At 66.1% G+C, this 19,860-nt stretch carries 16 protein-coding genes and 1 tRNA gene; 5 read left to right on the top strand and 12 right to left on the bottom strand.

What is annotated here, in order from left to right; genetic code table 11:
* Positions 1 to 705: 705 nt before the first annotated feature.
* Both AC3FNH_RS30155 and rpoD read right to left on the bottom strand, forming a co-directional pair.
* Positions 706 to 784: transfer RNA gene (locus tag AC3FNH_RS30155), tRNA-Ile, on the bottom strand.
* 11 nt (positions 785 to 795) lie between these two features.
* Positions 796 to 2,844, bottom strand: coding sequence for an RNA polymerase sigma factor RpoD (gene rpoD / locus AC3FNH_RS30150; protein WP_488722679.1), 2,049 nt, complete (start codon positions 2,842 to 2,844; stop codon positions 796 to 798).
* Positions 2,845 to 3,055: 211 nt separating this feature from the next.
* Here rpoD and AC3FNH_RS30145 point away from each other — a divergent pair, with 211 nt between their 5' ends.
* Positions 3,056 to 3,454: a hypothetical protein gene (locus AC3FNH_RS30145; RefSeq protein WP_488722677.1), complete on the top strand. Its 399-nt coding sequence runs from the start codon at positions 3,056 to 3,058 to the stop codon at positions 3,452 to 3,454.
* A gap of 98 nt (positions 3,455 to 3,552) precedes the next feature.
* On the opposite strand, the gene dnaG is transcribed toward AC3FNH_RS30145, so the two are convergent.
* From dnaG to AC3FNH_RS30130, 3 genes are all read right to left on the bottom strand, one after another.
* Positions 3,553 to 5,367, bottom strand: coding sequence for a DNA primase (gene dnaG / locus AC3FNH_RS30140; RefSeq protein WP_488722676.1), 1,815 nt, complete (start codon positions 5,365 to 5,367; stop codon positions 3,553 to 3,555).
* A 187-nt stretch (positions 5,368 to 5,554) separates the two neighbouring features.
* Entirely contained in the window at positions 5,555 to 6,001 is a 447-nt protein-coding gene (locus tag AC3FNH_RS30135; protein ID WP_488722675.1) for a GatB/YqeY domain-containing protein, read from the bottom strand.
* A gap of 178 nt (positions 6,002 to 6,179) precedes the next feature.
* Entirely contained in the window at positions 6,180 to 7,430 is a 1,251-nt protein-coding gene (locus AC3FNH_RS30130) for a BaiN/RdsA family NAD(P)/FAD-dependent oxidoreductase (RefSeq protein ID WP_488722674.1), read from the bottom strand.
* A gap of 166 nt (positions 7,431 to 7,596) precedes the next feature.
* On the opposite strand from AC3FNH_RS30130, the gene tsaD reads away from it, so the two are divergent.
* Positions 7,597 to 8,631 carry a tRNA (adenosine(37)-N6)-threonylcarbamoyltransferase complex transferase subunit TsaD gene (gene tsaD, locus AC3FNH_RS30125; protein ID WP_276098079.1) on the top strand — a complete coding sequence of 345 codons (1,035 nt, stop codon included), beginning with the start codon at positions 7,597 to 7,599 and terminating at the stop codon, positions 8,629 to 8,631.
* Between the two features lie 85 nt (positions 8,632 to 8,716).
* On the opposite strand, the gene folE2 is transcribed toward tsaD, so the two are convergent.
* The 4 genes from folE2 to AC3FNH_RS30105 all read right to left on the bottom strand — a co-directional run bounded on the left by folE2 (position 8,717) and on the right by AC3FNH_RS30105 (position 12,902).
* Positions 8,717 to 9,529 (bottom strand): GTP cyclohydrolase FolE2, encoded by an 813-nt coding sequence (gene folE2 / locus AC3FNH_RS30120; protein ID WP_276098080.1) that lies wholly within the window; start codon positions 9,527 to 9,529, stop codon positions 8,717 to 8,719.
* A gap of 238 nt (positions 9,530 to 9,767) precedes the next feature.
* A complete protein-coding gene (gene dxs / locus AC3FNH_RS30115; RefSeq protein ID WP_488722673.1) occupies positions 9,768 to 11,684 on the bottom strand; it encodes a 1-deoxy-D-xylulose-5-phosphate synthase in 1,917 nt (638 codons plus the stop codon).
* A 43-nt stretch (positions 11,685 to 11,727) separates the two neighbouring features.
* Positions 11,728 to 12,612: a polyprenyl synthetase family protein gene (locus AC3FNH_RS30110; RefSeq protein WP_488722672.1), complete on the bottom strand. Its 885-nt coding sequence runs from the start codon at positions 12,610 to 12,612 to the stop codon at positions 11,728 to 11,730.
* Positions 12,609 to 12,902, bottom strand: a complete 294-nt coding sequence (locus AC3FNH_RS30105; RefSeq protein ID WP_276098083.1) for an exodeoxyribonuclease VII small subunit — start codon at positions 12,900 to 12,902, stop codon at positions 12,609 to 12,611. Before AC3FNH_RS30105 ends, AC3FNH_RS30110 begins: the two co-directional genes overlap by 4 nt.
* Positions 12,903 to 13,270: 368 nt before the next feature.
* Between AC3FNH_RS30105 and AC3FNH_RS30100 the strand changes: the two genes are divergently transcribed.
* The 3 genes from AC3FNH_RS30100 (at position 13,271) to AC3FNH_RS30090 (ending at position 16,404) form a co-directional block, all read left to right on the top strand.
* Positions 13,271 to 14,374 (top strand): aromatic ring-hydroxylating oxygenase subunit alpha, encoded by a 1,104-nt coding sequence (locus AC3FNH_RS30100; protein ID WP_488722671.1) that lies wholly within the window; start codon positions 13,271 to 13,273, stop codon positions 14,372 to 14,374.
* A 209-nt stretch (positions 14,375 to 14,583) separates the two neighbouring features.
* Positions 14,584 to 15,507, top strand: a complete 924-nt coding sequence (locus AC3FNH_RS30095; RefSeq protein ID WP_488722670.1) for a DMT family transporter — start codon at positions 14,584 to 14,586, stop codon at positions 15,505 to 15,507.
* A gap of 33 nt (positions 15,508 to 15,540) precedes the next feature.
* Positions 15,541 to 16,404 carry a sulfurtransferase gene (locus tag AC3FNH_RS30090; protein WP_488722669.1) on the top strand — a complete coding sequence of 288 codons (864 nt, stop codon included), beginning with the start codon at positions 15,541 to 15,543 and terminating at the stop codon, positions 16,402 to 16,404.
* A gap of 15 nt (positions 16,405 to 16,419) precedes the next feature.
* On the opposite strand, the gene AC3FNH_RS30085 is transcribed toward AC3FNH_RS30090, so the two are convergent.
* From AC3FNH_RS30085 to AC3FNH_RS30075, 3 genes are all read right to left on the bottom strand, one after another.
* The gene (locus tag AC3FNH_RS30085) at positions 16,420 to 17,235 is read right to left on the bottom strand and encodes a ZIP family metal transporter (RefSeq protein ID WP_488722678.1); all 816 of its coding nucleotides are present in this window, start codon (positions 17,233 to 17,235) and stop codon (positions 16,420 to 16,422) included.
* Between the two features lie 162 nt (positions 17,236 to 17,397).
* Entirely contained in the window at positions 17,398 to 18,273 is an 876-nt protein-coding gene (locus AC3FNH_RS30080; protein WP_488722668.1) for a dienelactone hydrolase family protein, read from the bottom strand.
* A gap of 139 nt (positions 18,274 to 18,412) precedes the next feature.
* Complete coding sequence (locus AC3FNH_RS30075; RefSeq protein ID WP_488722667.1) at positions 18,413 to 19,747, bottom strand: NAD(P)/FAD-dependent oxidoreductase; 1,335 nt, start codon at positions 19,745 to 19,747, stop codon at positions 18,413 to 18,415.
* Between the last annotated feature and the right edge of the window lie 113 nt (positions 19,748 to 19,860).

The raw sequence follows: 19,860 nt of genomic DNA, 5'->3' as shown, positions 1-19,860 counted from the left end.
GCCTTCGGCTGCGCTACGCGCAGAGCCCTAGTCTGAGCACCCAGGCCGCAGGCAAACCGCGCCACAGCGAAGCAGAGAAACCGAACCGTCGGCAATGGCGACGATGATGCCCCGCGCATACCGACTAGGGCGCGCGCAGCGCAGCCGCAGGCGTCCCACCACTGACGCTGTTGGAACGCTGTACCCGAGCCCTACATGGGGATCGTACACAAGCAGGTTATCGCAGGCACTGGTTCTGAATCACTATGCGTAGCAGGCTCGAACGGGCACCCAAGCATCGCGAGACCAAAGCCGCTTGAACACAAAAAGCGCATCGTTGATGGCCAGCCGCCAGGCGACGCGCTTTTCTGCTTACTCTTTTGTCGCTCGGACAAAAGAGTAAGTCGCCGGCTACGCTGGCGAAACAGCGGCGCCTGCTAAGCACGACAACCCCACCCCCCACCCAAAACCCTCCCCCACAATCCAGCGAAAGAACCAAGAAAAAAACCCCTCGGCGCGGGGTGCTCCGAGGGGCTGAAGGCCTGTAGGCGGAGGAGACCGGTGCCTACCTGGTCAGTGTACGGGGGCCGCCTGCCTGGCCGCATCACCCAAATTGGTGATGGGATGTGCCATCCTGGTCAGTACACAGCCCTCGCCAACTACACAAGAACTACACAAAATAAAAAAAGGGTTTGCAGGAAATCTCCCGCAAACCCTTATCAGTATTGGTGGGCCTCCCGTGAGTCGAACACGGCACCAACGGATTATGAGTCCGCTGCTCTAACCAGGCATGAGCTAGAGGCCCGAGGAAGCGTTTTAGTTGCCTTCCAGGAAACTCTTGAGCTTATCAGAGCGGCTCGGATGGCGCAGCTTGCGCAGTGCCTTGGCCTCGATCTGGCGGATACGTTCACGCGTAACGTCGAACTGCTTGCCGACCTCTTCCAGCGTGTGGTCGGTGCTCATTTCGATGCCGAAGCGCATGCGCAGCACCTTGGCTTCGCGCGGCGTGAGCGAGTCCAGCACGTCCTTGACGACGTCGCGCATGGAGCCATGCAGCGCCGCCTCGGCCGGGGCCAGCGTGTTGGTGTCCTCGATGAAATCGCCCAGATGCGAGTCGTCGTCATCACCGATCGGCGTTTCCATGGAGATCGGCTCCTTGGCGATCTTCATGATCTTGCGGATCTTGTCTTCCGGCATCTCCATCTTCTCGGCCAGCGTTGCCGGATCCGGCTCGTTGCCGGTTTCCTGCAGGATCTGGCGCGAGATGCGGTTCATCTTGTTGATCGTCTCGATCATGTGCACCGGAATACGGATGGTGCGCGCCTGGTCGGCGATCGAGCGCGTGATGGCCTGGCGGATCCACCACGTGGCGTACGTCGAGAACTTGTAGCCGCGGCGGTATTCGAACTTGTCCACCGCCTTCATCAGGCCGATGTTGCCTTCCTGGATCAGGTCCAGGAACTGCAGGCCGCGGTTGGTGTACTTCTTCGCGATCGAGATCACCAGGCGCAGGTTGGCCTCGGTCATCTCGCGCTTGGCTTCGCGGGCGCGCTTCTCGCCCTCGGCCATCTTGCGGTTGACGTCCTTCAGTTCCTTCAGCGGCAGCACCACGCGTGCCTGCAGGTCGATCAGCTTCTGCTGCAGTTCATGCACGGCCGGCACGTTGCGCTCGACGATGGCGCTATACGCCTTGCCATCCGCAATGACCGTGTGGATCCACTCGAGGTTGGTCTCGTTGCCCGGGAAGCGGGCGACGAAATCCGCGCGCGGCATGCCGCACTTGTCCACCACGTTGTTCAGGATCGCGCGTTCCAGCTTGCGCACTTCGTCCACCTGGCCACGCAAGGTGTCGCACAGGCGTTCGACGCTGCGCGCCGTGAAGCGGATGCCCATCAGCTCGGACTGGATGGCTTCCTGGGCCTTCACATAAGGCTTGGACTTGTAGCCCTCCTTCTCGAAGGCGCGGCGCATCTTGTCGAACTGTTCGGCGATGACGCGGAATTTTTCCAGCGCGGACAGCTTCAGCTCTTCGAGCTGGCGTGCCGAGGCACCGGCGCCGGCAGCATCGTCGTCGTCCTCGTCCTCGTCGGATTCCTCGTCTTCGTCCGACTCCAGGTCTTCTTCTTCCGAGGCCGATGCACCCGCGGCTTCCTGGGCCACTTCGTCGGCGTTCGGGTCGATCAGGCCGTCGACGAATTCATCGATCTTGATCTCGTCGCTGGCGACGCGCTCGGCATTGGCCAGGATCTCCGAGATCGTGACCGGGCAGGCGGAAATGGCCATCACCATGTCCTTCAGGCCCGCCTCGATACGCTTGGCGATGACGATTTCGCCTTCACGCGTCAGCAGCTCCACCGTGCCCATTTCACGCATGTACATGCGCACGGGGTCGGTGGTGCGGCCGAACTCCGAGTCCACCGTCGACAGGGCGGCTTCGGCTTCTTCCTCGGCCTCCTCCTCGCTGGTGGCCGACGGGGCGTTGTCGTTCAGCAGCAGCGTTTCGGCGTCCGGCGCCTGCTCGTACACGGCGATGCCGATGTCGTTCAGGGTGGCGACGAGCGTGTCGATCGTCTCCGAGTCGACCATGTCGTCCGGGAGGTGATCGTTGATTTCCGCGTAGGTCAGGTAGCCGCGCGACTTGCCAAGCTTGATCAGCGCCTTGAGCTTCTGGCGGCGCAACTCGAGTTCTTCCTCCGTGCCCTGCTGGGTCGAGGCGAATTCCTTCAGCAGGGCCTTTTCCTTGGCCTTGCGGTCCTTGGCCTTCTGCTTTTCGGTCTTCGGAGCCGCGGCGGGTGTCGCCGCGCGGCTATCGTTCTCGTCAAACTCTTCGATCACGTCGTCTGTCGTGCTGGCGCCGTGCTGCATCTGGGCCTTGGGCTTGCGGCCGCGCTTTTTCGGCTCCGGCTTGCTTGCCGGCGCTGCGGGACGCTCGGATGCAACGGCTGCAGGAGACACGGCGCGCGCCTTGGTGGCCGGCGCGGCAGCGCCCGCCTTGGCGCCTGCGCTCTTGGCACCGGCTGCTGCCGCCTGCTTGCTTTCGACTTCGGTATTCTGCTGTTTCGCCACGGTGATACTCTTGCCTTTCACTGGTGCAGATGCGGCGACCTTGCCGCTCGTACTGGCGCTCTTGCCGCTCTCGCGTGCCGAAGTCGAGGCCCTTGTCGTTTCGGATGTGCGATTCCTGGTGGCAGTGGTCAGGGCGGGCGATTCGACGCCTTGCGCTGATTTTGATGGCGCAGACCGGGGGGCCGGAGTCTTGACTGACGCGGTCGATGTCTTCGCCGCCGTCGATTTCACAGACGCCTTGCCGCTCCCTGATTGGGGAGCTTTCACGGAAACCTTTTCGGTTGCTTTGGCCTTTGCCATTGGCACGCTCACTTTCACCAGATCTGGAGAGAAAGATTTCGCAATCCAAACCGGCTATTGTAGCACGCCACAGATAGCCAGCTTCCTGTCAGGTATGGTTTTCACCTGAAAAATCAAGGCTTAAGCTCGAGACTGCATCGGCTCAAGCCTTTACATCCTCATTCCTGCCACCCCCAAATGCGCCTTTTACCGCACGCACCCGGTGCGCTACCCAAGCCGTCTGCGACGATGGACTTCGCCGACCAGCCAGCGCATGCGCTCCTTGGCCGCCTCATCCGCAGTACCCGCCACCACGGCGGCCTGAAGCCTTTCCAGCTCTCGGCTCAGCGGTTCGGCCAGCAGCTTCGTGACGGCCGCGTCGAACTCTTGTGTCGCGGGCTCCTCTTCAATCTCTTCGCGCAGCACCGCCGTGCGTGCTGCCGCATACACCTCGGCATAGGGCGATTGCGCGAGATGCTCGCTGAATGCCGCAAAATTCACCTGCCCCTCCACCTCGTCGCAGGCGGCGACCAGGTGCGCGAGCACCTCGGCATCGCCGCCCTCCGCCCCAAGCAGCAGCGCCCGGCTATCCTCGTCCAGCCGCGCCGATAGTGACGGATAGCACATCAGCAACTGCAGCACGCGCTGCTCCAGGCCGGTCGGTGCCTGGCGCCGGGCGCGCGGGCGCGGCTGCGCAAAGCGGCCAGCGCGGGCCGGGTCGCTGCGCAGGCCGCAGATTGCCTCGATTTCGGCGGGCGTCGTGCCGGTAGCATCGGCAAGTTCGCGGATAATCTGTAGCCGCAGGCCGCCGGCCGGCATGGCCTGCAGCAGCGGCTTGGCCTCGTACTGCGCACGGGCGCGGCCTTCGGGCTGGCGCATGTCCAGCTCTTCGGTCACCGACTGCAGCAGGAAGCGCGACAGCGGCATGGCATCGCGCACCTGCGCCGCAAACGCCTCGGTTCCCTCTTCGCGCACGTAGCTGTCCGGATCGTGCTCGGCCGGCAGGAACAGGAAGCGAATGGCCTTGTTGTCGGCCACGTGCGGCAAGCAGGCCTCCAGGGCCCGACGCGCGGCACGCCGGCCCGCCGCATCCCCGTCGAACGAGAACACGACCGAATCGGTCTGCCGCAACAGCTTCTGCACGTGCACGGGCGTGCACGCCGTGCCCAGCGTGGCCACGGCATTGGCAAACCCGAGCTGCGCCAGCGCCACGACATCCATATACCCTTCGACCACCAGGACGTAGCCGGTTTCCCGGATGGCGTGACGGGCCTCGAACAGCCCATACAATTCGGTGCCCTTGCTGAACAGCGGCGTCTCGGGCGAGTTCAGGTACTTGGGCTCGCCCTGCCCCATGACCCGCCCGCCGAAGCCGATGACGGCCCCTTTGGTGTTGCGGATGGGGAACATGATGCGATCGCGGAAGCGGTCATAGCGGCGTGGCTTGCCGTCCGCATCGCGCTTCTCGCTGCTCTCGATCAGCAGGCCGGATTCCACCAGCGGGGCCGCGATCACGTCGTCGCGGTAGCTGCCAAAAACGGCTTCCAGGCCCTGCCAGTCGTCCGGCGCGTAGCCGAGGCCGAAACTGGCCGCGATCTCACCGGTCAGCCCACGTCCTTTCAGGTACTGGATGGCCTGCGGCGCACCCCGCAACTGGCGCCGGTAGAATTCCGTGGCGCGCGTCATGGCATCGGACAGGGCCACCGAGCGTGCCTGCTGCTCGGCGCGCTGGCCCGGCGGCAGGCGGTCGCGCTCCTCGGGCACAGAGATGCCAACCGACTGGGCCAGCTCGCGGACCGCTTCCGGATAGGACTGCCCGGAATACTCCATCAGGAAACCAATGGCCGAGCCGTGCGCCCCGCAGCCGAAGCAGTGGTAGAACTGCTTGGTGGGCGATACCGTGAAAGACGGCGACTTCTCGTTGTGGAAGGGGCACAGCCCCATGAAATTGGCGCCGCCCTTCTTCAGCTGCACATACTTGCCCACCACATCGACAATGTCGACACGGTTGAGCAGGTCCTGAATGAAGGATTGCGGAATCACCCGACTGACCGTCCTGATGGCATGGCCGTCCCGTGGCCGGGCAGCCGCTTTTTAAGAGTGTGACCGGAAATGCTCCCGGCTGTCGAATCATTGTAGTGTAGGCACGACAATACGCCCGCACTATCTGCATCGCCGCCCAGCCCCGTCGCTCAGGCAGCGATCCCGGCACAGCAAGTCAAACGTACACTTACTTGGCAAGCGCGGCCTTGACCTGCGCCGACACGGCGGTCATGTCGGCACGGCCAGCCAGCTTGGCCTTGAGCACGCCCATAACCTTGCCCATGTCCTGCGGACCGGCGGCACCAGTCTGCGCCACGGCCTGCTGGACCTCGGCCGCCACTTCGGCGTCCGACAGCGCGGCCGGCATATAGACCTTCAGCACCTCGACTTCGGCCTGCTCCTTCTGCACCAGGTCGTCGCGGCCAGCCTGCTGGAACTGGGTGATCGAGTCCTTGCGCTGCTTGAGCAGCTTTTCCACAACCGCCAGCACCGCGGTGTCGTCCAGTTCGACGCGCTCGTCGACTTCACGCTGCTTGATGGCCGCCAGCAGCAGGCGGATGGTGCCGAGGCGCTCGGTCTCGCGGGCGCGCATGGCGGCCTTCATGTCGTCGCTGATTCGGGCTTTGAGGGACATCTTGATCTTCCGGAAACGGTTTTGGCAGGCGGCTGCCTGCAAGCAGAAACGCAAAAACCCGCCGCGGCCTGGCCACACGGGCCTGCGCGCACGGGCGGGCGCCGTCATGCAGAGTCGTCGATTGTAGCATCATGCCCTGGTGGCGGAAGACGCCCGGGCCGTGCGGCCGGCGCCGCATTCAAGCCATGGCGCGGCCACTGCGCGCGGTCTCGGCCACGGCCTGCCCGGCTGCGACGGCCGAAGCCCAGGCCCACTGGAAGTTGTAACCCCCGAGCCACCCGGTCACGTCGACCACTTCGCCAATGAAATAGAGTCCCTGAACCTCGCGCGCCATCATGGTGGTGGAAGACAGCCCGCGCGTATCGACCCCGCCCAGCGTCACTTCGGCCTTGCGATATCCTTCGGTGCCGGACGGCACCAGGCGCCAGTCATTCAGCGCCGCCCCCAGCCTGCGCAGCGCCTTGTCCGCAATATCATGCAGCGGCAGGCTGCCGTCCACGCCGGCGGCCGCGCACCAGGCGTCCGCCAGCCGCGCCGGCAGACGCTGGGCCAGCAGGTTGGCCAGATGCTTGCGGCTGCCAGCCTTCTGCTCGAGCAGCCATCCGGCGGCATCCTCGCCGTCGAACAGGTCGATCTTGATGGGCGTTCCCGGGTGCCAGAAGCTCGATACCTGCAGCACCGCCGGACCGGACAGACCGCGGTGCGTCCACAGCAGGTCTTCGCGGAAAGCGCCGGCAGTCTTGCCCGAGCCGGTAGAGATATCCACCTCGAGCGACACCCCCGCCAGCGGCACGAACGCTTGCCAGGCCTGGCCGTCGAAGGTCAGCGGCACCAGCGCCGGCCGGGTTTCCACGACCTTCAGGCCGAACTGGCGGGCAATGCGATAGCCGAAGTCGGTGGCGCCGATCTTCGGGATCGACAGGCCGCCGGTAGCCACCACGATCGCCCCCGCGCGCACGGCACCCTGCGAGGTCAGCAACAGGTAGTCGTCGCCCTCGCGGCGGATCTCGGCGACGCTGCAGCCGGTCTGCCAGCGCACATGGCCGGCGTCGCACTCGGCGCGCAGCATGGCGATGACGTCTTCGGCGCTGTCGTTGCAGAACAGCTGGCCGCGATGCTTCTCGTGCCAGTCGATGCGGTAGCGCCGCATCAGGTCCAGGAAATGCTGCGGCGTGTAGCGCGCCAGCGCCGAGCGGCAGAAGTGAGGATTGGCCGACAGGTAGTTGGCCGGCCCCGCCTGCAGATTGGTGAAATTGCAGCGGCCGCCGCCGGAAATCCGGATCTTTTCGGCCAGCCGCGTGGCATGGTCGATCAACACCACGCGTGCGCCGCCCTGGCCCGCCACGGCGGCGCACATCATGCCGGCCGCTCCCGCGCCCAGCACCGCCACGTCATACCGGCCCGCCTGCAAGCCCGCCGAACCGCTCATCCCAATCCTCGCCAATCCAGACCCTGCCAACGCAGGAAAGCGCAGATTGTAGCGAAAAGCACGCCAGCCGCCGGTGTGCTACCCTCTTAGGTTTCACGCAACCCGTTGTTTTGACGGCTGTTTCCACCGGATCCCGACCGGGCCGGAGAGCCGCACCTGTTCCCTCATGCTTGTCCTCGGCATCGAATCCTCCTGCGACGAAACCGGCCTGGCCCTCTACGACACCGACGCCGGCCTGCTCGCGCATGCCCTGCATTCGCAGATCGCGATGCACCGCGATTACGGCGGCGTGGTACCCGAGCTGGCTTCGCGCGACCACATCCGCCGCGTGCTGCCGCTACTGCAGCAGGTGCTGGGCGACGCCGGCCGCACCCGCGCCGACATCGACGCGATTGCATTCACCCAGGGCCCGGGACTGGCCGGTGCGCTGCTGGTCGGCGCCTCGGTCGCCAATGCGCTGGGCTTCGCGCTGAACGTGCCGATGATCGGCGTGCATCATCTCGAAGGCCACCTGCTGTCGCCGCTGCTTACGCGCGAGCCGCCGCCGTTCCCGTTCGTGGCGCTGCTGGTTTCCGGCGGCCACACCCAGTTGATGGAAGTGAAAGGCATCGGCGACTATGCCCTGCTCGGCGAAACGCTCGACGACGCTGCGGGCGAAGCCTTCGACAAGACCGCCAAGCTTCTCGGCCTCGGCTATCCTGGCGGCCCCGAGGTCTCGCGCCTGGCCGAGTTCGGCGTGCCCGGCGCGTTCGAGCTGCCGCGGCCGATGCTGCATTCGGGCAACCTCGACTTCTCGTTTGCCGGGCTCAAGACCGCCGTGCTGACGCAGACGCGCAAGCTGGCCAACACCTGCGAGCAGGACCGCGCCAACCTGGCGCGCGCATTCGTCGATGCCATCGTCGATGTACTGGCCGCAAAATCCATGTCCGCGCTCAAGCAGACCGGCCACAAGCGGCTGGTGGTAGCCGGCGGCGTCGGCGCCAACCGGCAGCTGCGCGAACGCTTGGACCAGCTCGGCAAGCAGCGCAAGATCGACGTCTATTACCCGGACCTGGCCTTCTGCACCGACAACGGCGCGATGATCGCCTTCGCCGGCGCCATGCGCCTGCAGGCCGCGCCCCAGCTCGCTCAGCGCAACTACGGCTATGGCGTGACGCCGCGCTGGGACCTGTCGGATATCCGCCTGCCATCTGCAGCCTGAACAACCTGCCGCCTGCCCCCCTGCCGGCACAGGAAACAACAAGGCCACCGCGAAGGTGGCCTTGTTGTTTGAGCGGGAGACAGGCTTACGCCGCCGGCTCCAGCCGCTTGTCGCGCTCGATCACCGCATAGGCGCTGTGGTTGTGGATCGACTCGAAGTTCTCGGCTTCGAGCACATAGGCGACGATGCGCTCATCGGCATTGAGCCGCATGGCGATGTCGCGCACCAGGTCTTCCACGAACTTCGGGTTCTCGTAGGCGCGCTCGGTCACGAACTTCTCGTCGGGCCGCTTGAGCAGGCCCCACAGCTCGCACGAGGCCTCTTCTTCGGCCATGCGCACCAGCGCTTCCACCGGCAGCTCGCCGGCAAGCTCCACGTTCATCGTGATGTGCGAACGCTGGTTGTGCGCGCCGTACTGCGAGATCTTCTTCGAGCATGGGCACAGGCTCGTCACCGGCACCAGCGCCTTCAGGAACACGCGCGTCACGCCGTTGCGGATCTCGCCGGTCAGCGTGACCTCGTAGTCCATCAGCGACTCCACGCCAGACACGGGCGCGATCTTGCTGATGAAGTACGGGAACGTGACTTCGATGCGGCCCGCCTCGGCTTCCAGCTTTTCCAGCATCTTGTCGAGCAGCACGCGGAAGCTTGCCAGCTCCAGCGGGGCGCGCTCTTCTTCCAGCAGCGCGACGAAGCGCGACATATGCGTGCCCTTGACCTCGGCAGGCAGGTGCACGTCGAGGTTGAAGGTGCCCACGCTCGGGACCACGCCGGCCGGCGTCTTCAGCGAGACCGGGTAGCGCACGCCCCTGACACCGACACGCTGGATGGGGATCTGGCGGGTGTCACGGCTCGACTGGACGTCGGGCATCACGAAGGCGGGATTGATGTCATTCATCTACGGTTTCCTCCAGGACCGCACCAGGGGGTGGCGCAAGCCCTTACGGTCGCGGCATTTTCGCAGTCCATCCATGCCGCGCAACGAGTGTGAAACCACGGCGCCGGCAACACTCATGCCGACCCGCAGCTGCGAACACAAAAATGGGAAGTTTAAGGGAATTCACACGGAGCCGCCGGAAGCGGCTCCGTACCCTTACAGGTCGTACGGGTGATCGCGCACCCGTACCGTGCGTGCGTCAGGCCACGCGCGAAGCGATCGCGACGGGCGTCTGGCCAATGCCGAAGCGCTCGCGCACGGAACGTTCGATTCCAGCGGCATCGAGCCCGCACTGCGACAGCAGCAGGGCCGGGTCGCCATGATCGATGAAGCGGTCGGGCAGGCCCAGCACCAGCACCGGGATGTCGATGCCCGCTTCGGCCAGCGCCTCGAGCACGGCGCTGCCGGCGCCACCCATGACGCTGCCCTCTTCCACCGTCACCAGGTAGTCGTGCCCGCTGGCGAGACGCTTGACCAGCTCGACGTCGAGCGGCTTGACGAAGCGCATGTCGGCCACCGATGCGTCCAGCGCCTGCGCCGCGCCGAGCGCAGGATGCACCATCGAGCCGAAGCCCAGGAACGCCACGCGCTGGCCCGCGCGCGCGCCGCCGGTGCGGCGCATCACGCCCTTGCCGACCGGCACGTCCGTCAGCGCCGCCTCGATCGCCACGCCCTGGCCGGCGCCGCGCGGATAGCGCACGGCGGTCGGGCAATCCTGGTGGAACGCGGTCGTCAGCAACTGGCGGCACTCGTTCTCGTCGGACGGCGTCATCACCATCATGTTGGGGATGCAGCGCAGATACGCGATATCGTAGGCACCCGCGTGCGTGGCGCCATCGGCGCCCACGAGGCCCGCGCGGTCCAGCGCGAACACCACCGGCAGGTTCTGCAGCGCCACGTCGTGGATCAGCTGGTCATAGCCGCGCTGCAGGAACGTCGAGTAGATCGCCACGACCGGCTTCAGGCCCTCGCAGGCCATGCCGCCCGCGAACGTCACCGCGTGCTGCTCGGCGATGCCGACGTCGTAGTAGCGATCCGGGAAGCGCTTCTCGAACTCGACCATGCCCGAGCCTTCGCGCATCGCCGGCGTAATGCCGATCAGGCGCTTGTCGGCAGCGGCCATGTCGCACAGCCAGTCGCCGAAGACCTGCGTATAGGTCTTGCGGGCCGGCTTGGCGGCCGGGCGGATGCCTTCGGCCGGGTTGAACTTGCCCGGGCCGTGATAGAGGATCGGATCGGCCTCGGCCAGCTTGTAGCCCTGGCCCTTCTTGGTCACCACGTGCAGGAACATCGGACCCGCGCCTTCGAGCGCGCGCTTGCGGATGTTCTGCAGCGTCGGCACCAGCGAATCGAGGTCGTGGCCGTCGATCGGCCCGATGTAGTTGAAGCCGAACTCCTCGAACAGCGTCGCCGGCACCATCATGCCCTTGGCGTGTTCCTCGAAGCGCTTGGCGAACTCCAGCACCGGCGGCGCCACCGACAACACTTTCTCGAGACCCTTCTTGGTGGCCGCGTAGAACTGGCCGCTCAGCAACCGCGCCAGGTGCTTGTTGAGCGCGCCCACCGGCGGCGAAATCGACATGTCGTTGTCATTCAGCACCACCAGCAGCGGCAGGTCCTTGTAGACGCCGGCATTGTTCAAGGCCTCGAAGGCCATGCCCGCGGTCATTGCCCCGTCGCCGATCACGGCGATCGACACACGCTTCTCGCCAAGCGTGCGCGCACCCAGGGCCATGCCCAGCGCGGCCGAGATCGAGGTCGACGAATGCGCCGTGCCGAAGGTGTCGTACTCGCTTTCGCTGCGGCGCGGGAAGCCCGAGATGCCGCCGAACTGGCGCAGCGTGTTCATGCGGTCGCGCCGGCCGGTCAGGATCTTGTGCGGATAACTCTGATGGCCCACGTCCCAGACCACGCGGTCGTCAGGGGTATGGAAGACGTAGTGCAGCGCGATGGTCAGTTCCACCGTGCCGAGGTTCGACGACAGGTGGCCGCCAGTCTGCGAGACCGACTCCAGCACATAGGCGCGAAGTTCATCGGCCAGTGTCCGCAATTCGCGCCGGTCCAGCTTGCGCAGGTCTGCGGGGGCGTCAATCTTTTTGAGCAGTGCGTAGGTCATGATGTCCGTTCGGCCGCCGGTTTCTGCTGTCCGGCTTGTCAGTTCAATGTGTGCGCAGCACGATCAGGTCAGCCAGATCGGCCAGGCGGGTCGCCCGCTCGCCGAATCCGGCCAGGGCGTCGTGCGCGGACTGGCGCAGCTCGGCCGCCAATGCGCGCGCCGCTTCCAGTCCCATCAGCGAGACATAGGTCGGCTTGTCGTGCGCGGCGTCCTTGCCCGCCGTCTTGCCCAGCGTGGCAGTATCGGCGGTGACGTCCAGAATATCGTCCACCACCTGAAACGCCAATCCCACGGCCGCGGCGTATCGGTCCAGCGCGGCCAGGCCCCGTGCGTCGATTTCACCACACAGCGCGCCCATGCGCACGCTCGCGCGCAGCAGCGCGCCGGTCTTCATGCGGTGCATGGCTTCGAGCGCCTCGCGCGACATGGCCTTGCCGACGTTCTGCAGGTCGATGGCCTGCCCGCCGGCCATGCCGACGGAGCCAGAAGCCACGGCCAGTTCGGCCACCAGCTTCAGCCGCGCCTCGGGCCGCACCGCCTGCGCCTGGGCCAGCACGATGAACGCCTGGGTCTGCAGCGCGTCGCCCACGAGCAGCGCGGTGGCCTCGTCATAGGCCTTGTGCACGGTCGGGCGGCCGCGGCGCAGGTCGTCGTCGTCCATGCAGGGCATGTCATCATGCACCAGCGAATAGGCGTGGATCATCTCCACCGCGCAGGCCGCGGCGTCGCACGCCTCGGCACTCGCCCCCGTCACTTCGCCGGCGGCATGCACCAGCAGCGGCCGCACGCGCTTGCCGCCGCCGAGCACAGCATAACGCATGGCCTCGTGCAGTGTATGCGGCACGGTGTCGGCATTTGGCAACGCCTGGTCCAGCGCGGCCTCGGCCCGGGCGCCCTGCGCCCGCATCCAGCTTGCAAAATCGGTCATTCCTGCTCCAGGCCGTTGGTGTTGCCGGCATCACCGGTCATGGGCTTCAGCACGTCGCCCTCGAGTACCCTGACCTGCTGCTCCACCCGCTCGAGCTTCTGCTGGCAATAGCGGACCAGCTCGGCGCCGCGGCGGTATGCCGCCAGCGAGGCTTCCAGCGGCAACTCGCCGCTTTCCATGCTCGCCACCAGCGTCTCGAGCTCGGCCATCGCCGCTTCATACGAAGCGGGCGGCACGGAGCCTGTCGCAGTGTCGTCGGTCGGGACCGGATCGGTCGTGGTTTTTGGCATGTCAGGCCCTGGAACAGTGGGAAGCCCGGATTTTACGCCAAACGCGGGCCCCGCCCCACCCCGATCCTGGCCGCATACATCACCCGGACGCGCCTCTTGACCGGAATGTGACTTGTGCGCTCGGGTCGTCTTTCCGAATGCGCCCGGTACGGCACCCAGATGACGACCCGGGTCGACTTTTTCGCTAAAAAGGCAAAAAAATCAGGCCCTTAACTTTTTGGGGTGGGGTACAATCCCCGGCTCGTCGCCGCAGTCCGCGCAGGCCCTGCCAGGCTCGCAACGCCGGTCGACAAGTGTTTCCCAAATCGATTCATTTTTCGATGGTTGGGTTGTTCACTGCTTTCACCTGTTATCTGGGAGTGGGGATAATGTCCAATCTCAGCACCGCGCTCAAACTGGCGCCGGCTGATACGCAACTGCCCGTGGATGTCTATTTCGACGAGGCGTTGCATCAACAAGAACTAGAACTGCTGTTCAGGAATGGCCCGGGCTATGTCGGCCACGAACTGATGGTCCCCGAGGTAGGCGACTACCACACGCTCAAGGCGGAGGACGAGGGCCGCATGCTGGTCCGCAATGCGGCTGGCGTGGAGCTGATGTCCAACGTCTGCCGCCATCGCCAGGCCATCATGCTCAACGGCAAGGGCAACTCGAAGAACATCGTCTGCCCGCTGCACCGCTGGACCTACGACCTGAAGGGCGAACTGCTCGGCGCGCCACATTTCGACCGGCAGCCCTGCCTTCACCTGAAGCGCTCGCCGCTGCAGAACTGGAACGGCCTGCTGTTCGACGGCAAGCGCGACGTGCGCGCCGACCTGGCCAGGCTGGGCGTGGCCGAGGACCTGAACTTCGAAGGCTACATGCTCGACCACGTCGAGGTCCACGAGTGCAACTACAACTGGAAGACCTTCATCGAGGTCTATCTGGAGGACTACCACGTCGTGCCGTTCCACCCGGGACTGGGCAGCTTCGTCTCGTGCGACGACCTGAAGTGGGAGTTCGGCGAGTGGCACAGCGTGCAGACCGTGGGCTTGCACGCCGGCCTGAAGCGGCCCGGCAGCATGACGTACCAGAAGTGGCACGACGAGGTCCTGCGCTTCAACAACGGCGTGCTGCCCAAGCACGGCGCGATCTGGCTGACGTACTACCCCAACATCATGGTGGAGTGGTACCCCAATGTGCTGGTGGTCTCCACGCTGCACCCGATGGGGCCGCGCAAGACCCGCAACGTGGTCGAGTTCTACTATCCCGAGGAAATCACGCTGTTCGAGCGCGAGTTCGTCGAGGCCGAGCGCGCCGCCTACATGGAAACCTGCATCGAGGACGACGAGATCGCCGAACGCATGGATGCCGGCCGCCTGGCGTTGCTCAGGCGCGGCACCAGCGAGGTCGGTCCGTACCAGTCGCCGATGGAAGACGGCATGCAGCACTTCCATGAATGGTACCGGCGCGCCATGGCCTATCAGGGCTGAGGGGCATCGAACCGCGGGCGATTACCGCACAAGGCCAGCAAGAACGGACCGCCCAGGCGGTCCGTTTTGCGTTGGCGGCGCCACAACGCACGCTACAATGGCTGCCCGGTGGGGCTGTACTGCCTCACCGCCCCGATTCGCGACGCGGGGCCGCCGCACCATGAAGCCCCGCTCGCGCGCCATTCGATCCGCCTCCTCCTCCCCTTGCCATGCAATCGCTCTGGATGTTGTTTGCCGCCTTCTCGTTCTCGTTGATGGGGGTGGGCGTCAAGCTGGCATCCGAGTTCTACACCACGGGCGAAATCGTCTTCTATCGCAGCGTGATCGGCGCCGGCATCATGTGGGCGCTGATGGCCTCGCAGGGCGTCTCGGTGCGCACGCCGCACATGCTTACGCACGTCAAGCGCAGCGTGTTTGGCGTGACCGCGCTGCTGCTGTGGTTCACGTCGATCACCCTGCTACCGCTGGCCACGGCCATGACGCTGAACTACATGTCGCCGGTGTGGATCGCGCTGATCCTGGGTGCCAGTGCCGCGCTCGCGGGCACGGCGGGCAACGCCGACAAGAAGCTGATCGTGGCCATCCTGATGTCGTTCGCCGGGGTCCTGTTCCTGCTGCAGCCCTCGGTGGGCAAAGACCAGCTCACGGGCGGCCTGGTCGGCCTGATTTCCGGCATGTTCACCGCGCTGGCCTATGTCGAGGTCCGGCAGCTCGGACAGCTTGGCGAGCCCGAGCACCGCATCGTCTTCTACTTCTCGGCCGTGGGCCTGGCAGTCGGCCTGGTCTGGATGCTGTATTCCGGGCCCAGCGCGCACACCTGGCACGGCGCGGCCCTGCTGGTCGCCATCGGCATCCTGGCCACGCTCGGCCAGACCGCCATGACGCGCGCCTACAAGCGCGGCAATACGCTGCTGACCGCCAACCTGCAGTACGCCGGCATCGTGTTCTCGAGCATTTGGGGCATGCTGATCTGGTCGGACCGGCTCAACTGGATCTCGTGGCTGGGCATGGGGCTGATCGTCGCCAGCGGCATCGCCACCACGCTGGCCCGCGCGCGCCAGGATTCCGGACACAAGCCGACGCCGGACACCCCGGTCAAATCGCCCGAGGCGGAAGTACATCCGGAGGTGTAGCATTTTCCCGAACACCGATCGCTCAGGAGCCCCATGCCAAACCCGCTGATCTCCGTCGCCGCGCTGCAGGCCCTGCAGGCCACGCCCGCGCGCCACGTCGTCGTCATCGATTGCAGCTTTGACCTGGCCAACCCAGCCGCCGGCCGCGAAGCCTACCACCAGGGCCATCTGCCCGGCGCGTTCTACCTGCATCTCGACAATGAACTGTCGGGACCGAAGACCGGCAGCAACGGCCGCCATCCCCTGCCCGACCCCGATACCTTCACGGCCCGCCTGCGCGCGCTCGGCGTGAACCGCGACACCGAAGTCGTCGCCTACGACGCACAGGGCGGCATGTACGCCGCCCGGCTGTGGTGGATGCTGCGCTGGATCGGCCACGCCGCCGTGACCGTGCTCGATGGTGGCAAGCTCGCGTGGGTCAAGGCAGGACTGCCGCTGGAACATGGCGCGACGCCCGAACCCGAGACACCGGGCAATCTGGCGCGCGGTGAGCCGCTGGTCGCAATCGTGGACGCCGCCGCGCTGCTCGAAAACCTGGACCAGCCAACGCGGCTGGTCGTGGATGCGCGTGCGCCGGACCGCTTCCGCGGCGAGAACGAGACGCTCGACCCCGTTGGCGGACATATCCCCGGCGCAGCGAACCGCTTCTTCAAGGACAACCTGACAGCGGAAGGCCAGTTCAAGCCGGCGGCCGAACTGCGCGCCGAGTTTGCGGCAGTGCTGGGCCAGTATGCGGCGACAAACGCCGTGATGCAATGTGGCTCCGGCGTCACCGCGTGCCACAACCTGCTCGCGCTGGAAGTTGCAGGCCTGGAAGGCGCCGCACTGTATCCGGGCTCCTGGAGCGAATGGTGCGCCGATCCGGCCCGCCCCGTTGCAAGGGGCGTCGCGGGTTGAGCCTGCCCTGAACGCTCAGTCGGCGGCCACCGCCGGCGCGGCGTAGCCGTGGACGCCACGGGCATGGTGCTCGTGGACACCATTCGTGATGAAGACGATCGCCGTGATGCCGGCGGCCACCAGCACCACCTGGATGGCCGACTCGCGCCAGCGCGGCTTGCGCTGCATCTGCGGCATCAGGTCGCTGACGGCGATGTACAGGAAACTGCTCGACGCGATCACCAGCACATACGGGATCCAGCCGCTCATCTGATCGAGCAGGAAGTAGCCCACCAGCCCGCCAGCCACGGCCGCGACGCTCGACAGCAGGTTGAAGGCGAACGCGCGCGACTTCGAGAACCCCGCGTTGAGCAGCACGATGAAGTCCCCGACTTCCTGCGGGATTTCGTGCGCCGCAATTGCCAGCGCCGTGACGAGGCCAATATGCGGGTCGGCCAGGAAGGCCGCCGCGATCACGATGCCGTCGGCAAAGTTGTGGAAGGTGTCGCCGACCAGGATGGTCAGGCCGCTGCGGCCGGCCTCCTCGCGGTCGTGCCCGTGGTGATGGTGGTGCCCGTCGCCCTCATGGTGGTGCGAATGGCGCAGCAGCGAGATCTTTTCCAGCAGGAAGAAGCCCAGCAGGCCCGCCAGCAGCGTGCCGAACAGTGCCCGAGGATCGGCGCCGGATTCGAATGCCTCCGGCAGCGAGTGAAGCAAGGCCGTCGCCAGCAGCACGCCGACCGAGAAGCTGACCATGCGCTCGACCACGCGCGAGGCCATTGTCAGCGACAGCAGCGCCGCGCCGAAAATGCTGCCCACGCCGGAAATGGTGGCGGCGAGCAGGATATACAGAAGGGTCGAGTGGATGATGGGCTCCCGGGGCGGCCGTGCCGCATCCGCCCGGCGCTAGGCGGATGGCAAACGCAACAATGTTGCAACAACTGGAAGGCCGCATTGTACGTATTCCGGCGCCGATTTTGCAATCCTTGGCCGGCCCGGGCGCGCCGGACCTGATCAGGCGACGCCGTGCTGGCGCAACCAGTCCAGGCACTTCGCCCAGCCGTCCTTGGCATCCGCCTCGCGGTAGCTGGGCCGGTAATCGGCATTGAAGGCGTGGCCGGACTCCGGGTAGACGATGATTTTCGACGCCCTGGCATCCGGATCGGGCGACGCAGCCAGCGCTGCCCTCATCGTCTCCACCTGGTCCTGCGTGATGCCGGTGTCCTTGCCGCCGTACAGGCCGAGTACCGGCGCGTCGAGCGCGGCCACCAGGTCCAGCGGGTTCTTCGGCTTCAGCGGCGTGGGCTGGCCGGTCAGTTGCCCGTACCAGGCCACGGCGGCCTTGAGCTTCTCATTGTGCGTGGCGTACAGCCACGTGATGCGGCCGCCCCAGCAGAAGCCCGTGATGGCGAGCCGCGACAGGTCGCCGCCGTTGGCGCCGGCCCAGGCCGTGGCGGCGTCCAGGTCGCCCATGACCTGCGCGTCCGGCACTCTGGAAATCAGGTTGGCCTGCAGTTCCTGGATGGTGCCGAAGCTCTGCGGGTCGCCCTGGCGCGCAAACAGTTCCGGCGCAATGGCCAGGTAGCCGAGCTTGGCGAAGCGGCGGCAGACGTCGGCGATATGCTCATGCACGCCGAAGATTTCGCTGACCACCAGCACCACCGGCAGCTTCGTCTTGCCCTCGGGCTGGGCGCGGTAGGCGGGCATGCTGAAACCGCCCGAAGGAATCGTCACTTCGCCGGCGGTCAGGCCCGCGAAGTCGGTCTTGATCGCCTGTGCCATCGCCGGCAGCGCGGCCGCCGCGAACGCGGAGCCCAGCGCAGTCTTGACGAAGCCGCGGCGATTGAACGCCTGTCCGGGTACCAGGCTCTCCACTTCGGGTTTCAGCATGCATGTCTCCAGGATCGTTGCGGGTTGGGCGCCCGTCAGGGGAGGCCCCGCGGGACGCCAACCGCCGATTCTAAGCAAACATGCCGTCACGTGCAGCCGCCCTCACGCGGGGGCCGCTCAGTGGAGCTTCAGTGGAGCCTCAGTGGAGCTTCACGCGCGGACTGGTCTTGCTGCGCAGCCAGTGGGTCACCGTATCCAGCCCCATGCCGACCGCGCCATGCAGCGCCAGCACGTGCATGCGGTAGAGCGAGGTGTACATGAAGCGCGCCATCAGTCCCTCGATAAACATCGAGCCGCCGATCAGCCCGCCCATCAGGCTGCCGACCGCGCTGAAATGCCCGAGCGACACCAGCGAGCCGAAATCCTTGAAGGCGAATTCCGGCAGCGGCTTGCCGGCCAGCCGCGCGCGCAGCGCCTCGAACAGGAAGGTGGCCTGCTGGTGCGCGGCCTGGGCGCGCGGCGGCACCGCGGTCTGCTTTTCGGGCCACGGGCAGCTCGCGCAATCGCCGAATGCGAAGATGTCTGGATCGCCTTCGCTCTGCAACGTCGGGCGCACCAGGATCTGGCCCTGCCGGCTGACGGGCAGGCCCAGCGCGGCCAGTACCGGCGGCGCGGTGATGCCCGCCGCCCACACGGTCAGGTCGGCGTCGATGCGCTTGCCGCTCGCGGTCAGGACCGCCTCCGTCGTCACCTCGGTCACACGCTCACTGGTGAAGACGTCGACGTCGAGCTTGCGCAGCAGCTTGGTGGTCTCGGCCGAAACCCGTTCGGACAGCGCCGGCAGGATGCGCGGCCCAGCCTCGATCACATGGATGCGCACATCGCGGCGCGGATCGAGCTGGTGCAGGCCGTAGGCATTGAGCACGTGCGCGGTATTGCGCAGCTCGGCCGAAAGCTCGACGCCGGTCGCGCCGGCGCCGATGATGGCCACGTCCACGCGCGACCGGCCGTCGTCACCGACGCGCCCGCGCCCATTCTGCGCGCGCACGCAGGCCGCGATCAGCCGGCGGCGGAAGCGCTCGGCCTGCGCGACGGTATCGAGCGCGATCGCATGCTCGGCCGCGCCTGGCACGCCAAAGAAGTGCGTCACGCAGCCAATCGCCAGCACCAACGTGTCGTACGCCAGTTCCCGCGCCGGCAGCAGTTCCGCGCCGTCCTGGTCCAGGCACGAGGCGAGCGAGATCGTCTTGCGCGTGCGATCGATACCGGTCAGCTCGCCCTGCTGGAACTCGAAGTGGTGCCAGCGCGCCTGCGCCGCATATTCGAGCTGGTGTGTGTTGGGATCCATGCTGCCCGCGGCAACTTCATGCAGCAGCGGTTTCCAGATATGCGTGGGCAAGCGGTCCACGAGCACCACTTCGGCAACGCCCTTCTTGCCGAGCTTGTCGCCCAGCCGCGTCACCAGCTCCAGTCCACCTGCCCCGCCCCCTACCACAATAATGCGATGCGCCCTGCCGTCTGCTCCTGTTGTCATGGTCTACCCGATGCTTTTATTGCTGAGAAACGCTGGCCATTTGGCATTTGCCCCCAGTCTGCTGCATTGCAGCAGAACAGGCAAGACGGCATTTACCGATTCAGCAGTCGCTT

The sequence above is a fragment of the Cupriavidus sp. 22TCCZM01-5 genome, assembly GCF_057798915.1.
Note: the sequence above shows the minus strand (reverse complement) of the source record. Positions and strands in the feature narration are given on the sequence as shown.